Below are 7,023 nucleotides of genomic sequence, written 5' to 3' on the forward strand. Positions count from 1 at the left end.
TTGGACGATGTAGACGTCGGGGGTGTTCTGGTCGTCGTATTGGGCGTGGAAGAGCAGGCCCTCCTGCAACGGCGCCAACGGCAACACGTCCAAGACCTGCCGCTGCGCCTCGATCTCCGCGATCTCGCCCTGACTGAGCGGCACCAACGGCACGTCGGACGGCGTGAGCCCACCGCCCTCCGCGGACTCCGCGTGCGCCACGAGCAGACCCAGGGCCCGCACCCACCCGTCGCCCAGGCCGCGCACCTCCGCTTCGCCGAGGACGCCGCCCGCCCATGCACAGCTCACCGTCAGCAGCGGACCGTCCGACGTGTCGCGGGTGACGGCGCCGACCGTGAGCGCGTGCGTCAGCGGCAGGTCGGGGTGGGCACCTCCGGAGAGGGCGTCGGCCTCCGGCGCCACCACCCAGTCGGCGTCGTCCGGCGCCGGGAAGCGCCCCAGGTAGTTGAACGCGACCTGCGGCTGCGGCAGCCCCGCGAGCCGATCCGCGGTCTCGGGGTTGAGACGGCGCAGCAGCCCGTATCCGACGCCGTGGTCCGGCACCGCCCGGAGCTGCTCCTTGACCCGCTTGAGCACCGCCCCGGCCCCGGGCCCGGTCAGCGCATCGGTGCCGGCGTCCAGCCGCTGCGGATGGACGGTGGTGAACCAGCCGACCGTACGGGACAGGTCCAGCCCCCCGTCCCCGCCGCCTCCTTGCGCCGGGGCCATGGCGTCCTGGCGCCCGTGCCCTTCGAGGTCGACCAGCAGCGAGCCGTCCGTGGCGGCGCCCCGGTCCCGCTGCCACTGGGCGTGCGCGAGGGCGAACGCGCTCAACAGGACGTCGTTGACCCCGCAGCGGTAGCGGGCCGGAACGTCCGCCAGCAGCGCCCGCGTCAGCTCGGGCGGCAGCGTCCACGACGCGGTGGCGACCGTGGCCACGGTGTCCCGCGAGGGATCCAGCGCACGCGCACCCAACGGCGTGTCCGACCCTGCCAGCAGTTCGGTCCAGAAGGGGAGTTCCGCAGCGAGGGCCGGGCTCTTCGCCCGGTCGACCGAGAGGTGCGCCCAGTGCCGGTACGACGTCGGCACGGGCGGCAACTGCGGCTCATCGCCGGCGTCGACCGCCCGCCACGCGGCCGCCAGGTCCGCCAGCAGGATGCGCCAGGAGACGCCGTCGACGACGAGGTGGTGCAGCAGGAGCAGCAGCCGGCCGGGGGCACTCGGACCGGCGTCGAACCAGACGGCCTGCGCCATCACGCCGCCGGCGGGGTCGAGCCGCAGCCGCGCGGCGTCCGCCGCGGCAGCGAGGTCGGCCCGCAGTCCTTCCGCGTCCGTCGGGTCGGGAAGGGGCGCCACGCCGAGGACCGCACGGGCGGAGACGTCGCCCGGCGCGGCGGTGTGCAGCTCGCGCGCGGCGGGCGGGCCGACGAGCCGTGACCTGAGCACGTCGTGGCGGTCGAACACGGCTTGCAGCGTCCGGGCGATCGCGTCGTGGGTGGCACCGCCGGGCGTACGCACCACGACGGACTGGTGGAAGCCCGCGAAGCCGGGGCCGTCCACGTCGAAGGAGCGCGCCACGGGCGGCAGCGGCACGTCACCGACGCCGTCCGCGCCGGTCGGGGCGGGGGCCGGGGCCGAGGCGTCCGCCGCAGCGGCGACGGCGGCGAGTCCGGCGATGGACCGCTGCTGGAAGACGTCCCGGGGGGTGATCGCCAGACCGGCTTCCCGGGCCCTGCTGACCAACTGGATCGACACGATGCTGTCGCCGCCGAGTTCGAAGAAGTTGCCGTCGACGCCGACCCGGGGGAGGTTCAGCACCTCGGCGCAGAGCGCCGCGAGGACCCGCTCCTGCGGGGTGCGCGGCGCGCGGTCGGTGACCTGGGCGGAGAAGTCGGGCGCGGGCAGCGCGTGCCGGTCGAGCTTTCCGTTGGCGGTCAGCGGCAGCGCGTCGAGGGCGACGACCGCGGCCGGGACCAGGTAGTCGGGCAGCGCCGCCTTGAGCTGCTCGCGGACGGCCGCGGTGTCGAGCGCCGCGCCGTCGCCGGCTGCGGGTACCACGTAGCCGACGAGCCGGGTGGTGCCGGAGCCGTCGACGCACGCGTGCGCGGCGGCCCCTGCCACCTGCGGATGCCGGGTGAGGGCCGCTTCGACTTCGCCGAGTTCGATGCGGAAGCCGCGGATCTTGACCTGCTGGTCGCCGCGCCCGACGAAGTGGAGGACGCCGTCGACGTCCCTGCGGGCGAGGTCGCCGGTGCGGTACATGCGGGTGCCGGCGGGCCCGTACGGGTCGGCGACGAACCGCTCGGCGGTGCGGTCGGGCCGGCCCAGGTAGCCGCGGGCCAGGCCGGCGCCGGCGACGTACAACTCGCCGGTGACACCGGGCGGTACGGGGCGCAGGCCGGCGTCGAGGACGTGGATCCGGGTGTTGTCCAGCGGCCGGCCGATCGGCACCGCGGGCCGGTCGCAGCCGTTCGGGGACACGCGGTGGCGGGTGGCGAAGGTGGTCGTCTCGGTCGGGCCGTAGCCGTCCACGACGACCAGTTCGGGGCAGACCTCGCGGACGCGGGACACCGCCTGCGGGTCGACGACGTCGCCGCCCACCCACAGCTCGCGCAGGCCCGCGAGGCTACGGGGGGCCTCCTGGGCCACCAGGCGGAAGAAGCCCGCGGTGAGCCAGAGGGCCGTGACGCCGTGCTCGCGGACCAGGCGCTCGACGCCGGTCGCGTCGAGGGGGCCGGGCGGGGCGACGACCACTTCGCCGCCGGACAGCAGCGGGACCCAGATCTCGTAGGTGGCGGCGTCGAAGGAGTGGCGGGAGTGGAAGAGGACCCGGCGGTGGTTGCCGCCCTGCCAACAGCGGTCGTGCGCCAGCTCGACGACGGAGGAGTGCGGCACCGCGACGCCCTTGGGCCGGCCCGTGGAACCAGAGGTGTACATGACGTACGCGAGGTGCCGGGGGTCGCCGGGCACGGTCAGCGGTTCGGCGTCGTCCGTGGCGTCGAGGGCCTGGTCGACGGCGATGGGCAGGACGTCGTCGGGCAGGGGGCTGTCGCCGTGCGGGAGCGCATCGGTGAGGAGCACGCGGGTGCCGGTCTCGGCGAGCAGTGCCTGGATGCGGGACGCGGGGTCGCGGCCGTCGAGCGGCAGGTACGCGGCGCCCGCCTTCGCGACGGCGAGCAGCGAGACGACGAGTTCGGTGGAGCGTTCCAGCAGAACGCCCACGGTGTCCTGCGGTCGGACGCCGGACGTCGCAAGGACGCGGGCCAGCCGGCCCGAGCGCAGATCGAGCTGTCGATACGTGAGGTGGTCCGCGCCGGCGCGGACGGCCACTGCGTCAGGAGTGCGGGCGGCCTGCTCGCCGAAGAGCTGTTGAAGGGTGCGGGACACCTCGGGAATGACTGTGTCCGTGGTGTTCCATTGGGTGAGTTGTTGGTGTTCTTGTGGGGTGAGGGTGTTGATGTGGTTGATGGGTGTGTGGGGGTTTTGGGTGATGGTGTGGAGGAGGTTGTGGAGTCGGGTGGTGAGGTTTTGTGCGGTGTGGTGGGTGAAGAGGTCGGTGGTGTATTCGAGGTGTGCGGTGAGTCCGTTGGGGGTGTTGTTGGGTGTGGTGTGTTGGGTGATGGCGAGGGTGAGGTCGAATTTGGCTTGGCCGGTGGGGTGGGTTTGGGTGTGGGTGGTGAGGTGGGGTGTTTGGGTGGTGGGGGGTGGGGTTTCTTGGAGGGTGAGGAGTGTTTGGAAGAGGGGGTGTCGGTTGGTGGTGCGGGTGGGGTTGAGGTGTTCTACGAGTCGTTCGAAGGGGAGGTCTTGGTGGGTGTAGGCGGTGAGGTTGGTTTCTTTGGTGCGTTGGAGTAGTTGGTGGAAGGTGGGGTTTCCGTGGGTTTTGGTGCGGAGGGTGAGGGTGTTGGCGAAGTAGCCGATGAGGTGGGTGAGGTTGTGGTCGGTGCGTCCTGCGATGGGGGTGCCGATGGGGATGTCGGTGCCGGCGCCGAGTCGGGTGAGGAGGGTGGCGAGGGCGGTTTGGAGGACCATGAAGAGGCTGGTGTTGTGGGTGTGGGCGAGGTGGGTGAGTTGTTGGTGGAGTTGGGGGTTGATGTGGAAGGTGATGATGTTGCTTTGGTGGGTGGGTGTGGTGGGGCGTGGGTGGTCGTAGGGGAGTGCGATTTCTTCGGGTAGGTCTTTGAGTGCTTCTTGCCAGTAGGCGAGTTGTTGGGCGGCGAGCGAGTTCTCGTCGCTTTCGTCGCCGAGCAACTCCCGCTGCCACAACGTGTAGTCCGCATATTGCACGGGAAGCGGAGTTCGGGCGGCCGGCCGGTCCGGTGTGTGGCGACGGCTTTCGTACGCGTGGAAGAGGTCGTTCACCAACGGCGCGGCGGATTCGCCGTCGGCTGCGATGTGGTGGAAGACCAGCGCGAGGGAGTGCTCGTTCGGCGCGGTGTTGAAGAGGCGCGCGCGCAGCGGCGGCTCACTCGCGAGGTCGAACCCCTGCCGAATGACCTTCTTGAGTTCTTCGGAGAGTTCTTCCGGAGTGGTGCGCTGGAGGGGAAGGGCCGGGGCGGCTTCCTCGGGGCTGAGGACGTGCTGGTGCGGGACGCCGGAGACGTCGGGGAACGTGGTGCGCAGGCTTTCGTGCCGCGCCACCACGTCGAAGAGGGCACTACCGAGGGCCTGGACGTCCAAGGCTCCGGAGAGGTGCAGGACGAACGGGAGGTTGTAGGTGGGGTTGGGGCCTTCGAGTTGGTTGAGGAACCAGAGGCGTCGTTGGGCGTGGGAGAGCGGGATGCGCTCCGGCCGGTTCGCCGGCCGGAGGGCCGGGCGGAGCTTCGTGCTGCCGTCGAGGTGCGGCGCCAGGCCGGCGACGGTGGGGCTGTCGAAGAGGGCACGCACGGGGATCTCGACGTTGAGGGTGGCGCGGATGCGGCTGGTGAGGCGGGTGGCGAGGAGGGAGTGCCCGCCGAGCGCGAAGAAGTCGTCGTCGATCCCGACGTGCGGCAGGTCGAGCACCTCCGCGAACAGCTCTGCGAGCGACTTCTCCTGCGGCGTGCGCGGTGCGCGATCGGTCACCTGGGTGGTGAAGTCGGGTGCGGGTAGGGCGTTGCGGTCGAGCTTGCCGCTGGTGTTGAGGGGGAGTTCGGTGAGGGTGACGAACGCGGCGGGGACCATGTGGTCGGGCAGCGCGGCGCTGAGGTGCTCGCGCAGGTCGATGGTGTTGGGGGTGCGCCCCGTGGCCGGTACGAGGTAGGCGGTGAGCTGGGGCATGCCGGAGGCGTCGGTGTGCGTGTGGACGGCGGCGTGGGCCACGTCGGGGTGGCTGGCCAGCGCTGCTTCGATTTCACCGAGTTCGATGCGGAAGCCGCGGATCTTGACTTGGTGGTCGGTGCGGCCGAGGTATTGGAGGGTGCCGTCGTTGGTCCAGCGGGCGAGGTCGCCGGTGCGGTACATGCGGGCGCCGGCCGGCCCGTACGGGTCGGCGACGAAGCGTTCGGCGGAGAGCGCCGGCCGGTTCAGATACCCGCGGGCCAGTCCCGAACCGGCGACGTACAGCTCACCCGCCACTTCGGGCGGCGCCAGCCGAAGCTGGGCATCGAGGACGTAGAGGTGGGCGTTGGGTAGCGGGTGTCCGATGGTGCTGGTGGGGGAGGTGGTGGTGGCGGTGGTGTGGGTGTGGTGGGTGACGTAGACGGTGGTTTCGGTGGGGCCGTACATGTCGGCGATGACGGGGGTGGTGTCGGGGTGGTGTTGGTACCAGTGGTTGAGGCGGGTGGGGTCGAGGGCTTCGCCGGCGAGGATGACGGTGCGCAGGGCGAGGCGCTCGGCGGTGTCGGGGTCGTCGTGGTCGGCCTGGATGAGTTGGTAGAAGGCCGAGGGGGTCTGGTTGAGGACGGTGACCTGCTGGTCCACGAGCAGGCGCAGCAACTCGGCCGGGGAGCGGCTGGTGTGGTGGGAGGCGATGACGAGTTTGCCGCCGTGGAGGAGTGCGCCGGCGATCTCCCAGACGGAGACGTCGAAGGAGTAGGAGTGGAAGAGGAGCCAGACGTCGTCGGGGCCGAAGTCGAAGTGGGTGTCCGCGGCGTTGAGTAGTTGGTGGATGTTGCGGTGCGGCACTGTCACGGCCTTGGGGCGGCCGGTGGAGCCGGAGGTGTAGATGACGTACGCGGGATGGTCCGGCCGTAGCTGCCGGGTTCGGTCCTTGTTCGTCGGGTTCGTAGTGGGGCGTTCGGCGAGTTGTTGGTGTGCGGTGTCGAGGTGGAGACGGGGGATCGGGGTGTCGGTTTCGGTGGTGGATTCGTCGGTGGTTTCGTCGGTGGTTTCGTCGGTGGTTTCGGTGGTGGTGAGGAGGTGGGCCGGTTGGGCGTCGGTGAGCATGAAGGCGACGCGGTCGGCCGGGTAGCTGGGGTCGATGGGGAGATAGGCGGCGCCGGTCTTCAACACGGCCACGATCGCCGTGATCATTTCCAGCGATCGGGGCAGGGCGAGGGCCACGATGTCCTCGGGGCCGACCCCGCACTCAATGAGGTAATGCGCCAACTGATTCGCGCGCGTATTCAACTCGCCGTAGGTGATGGATTCTTCGCCGGACACCACCGCGATGGAGTCCGGACGCTCTTCTGCTCGCGCTTCGAAGAGATCGGAAAAGAACTCCGTGCGCTTCTTCTGCTCTTCCCCCGACGGCTTGGGAAGCAGTTGCGCCCGTTCTTCATCGAGAAGTGTGTCCACCCGGTGCACCGGCGTTTCGGGAGCGCGGGCCACGAGTTCCAACAGGCCGATGTAGCGCCGTGCGTACCGTTCGACGGTCTCCGCGTCGAAGGCTTCGGGGCGGTGGGTGAGACGGATCCGCATGCGCTCGCCGGGCATCACCGACAACGTCAAGGGATAGTGCGTGACCCCGTCACCGTGGGTCGTGATCCCGATGATGCGAAGGTCGCTGCTGATGTCATTCAGCCGTTCCAGATCAAGGGGGTAGTTTTCGAAGACGGTGGTGGTGTTGAAGAGTTGGGTGTGGTTGGTGGTGTTGTGTATGTGGGTGAGGCTGAGGTGTTGGTGGTC

General features: G+C 70.3%; 1 protein-coding gene. It reads right to left on the reverse strand.

Annotated elements, in window-relative coordinates:
• A partial coding sequence (locus tag ACH4E8_RS35105) for an amino acid adenylation domain-containing protein (protein WP_398455781.1) occupies window positions 1-6,996 on the reverse strand: 6,996 nt, incomplete at its 3' end.
• Window positions 6,997-7,023 lie beyond the last annotated feature (27 nt).

The organism is Streptomyces sp. NPDC017979 (assembly GCF_044328175.1).
Taxonomy (GTDB): Bacteria; Actinomycetota; Actinomycetes; order Streptomycetales; family Streptomycetaceae; genus Streptomyces.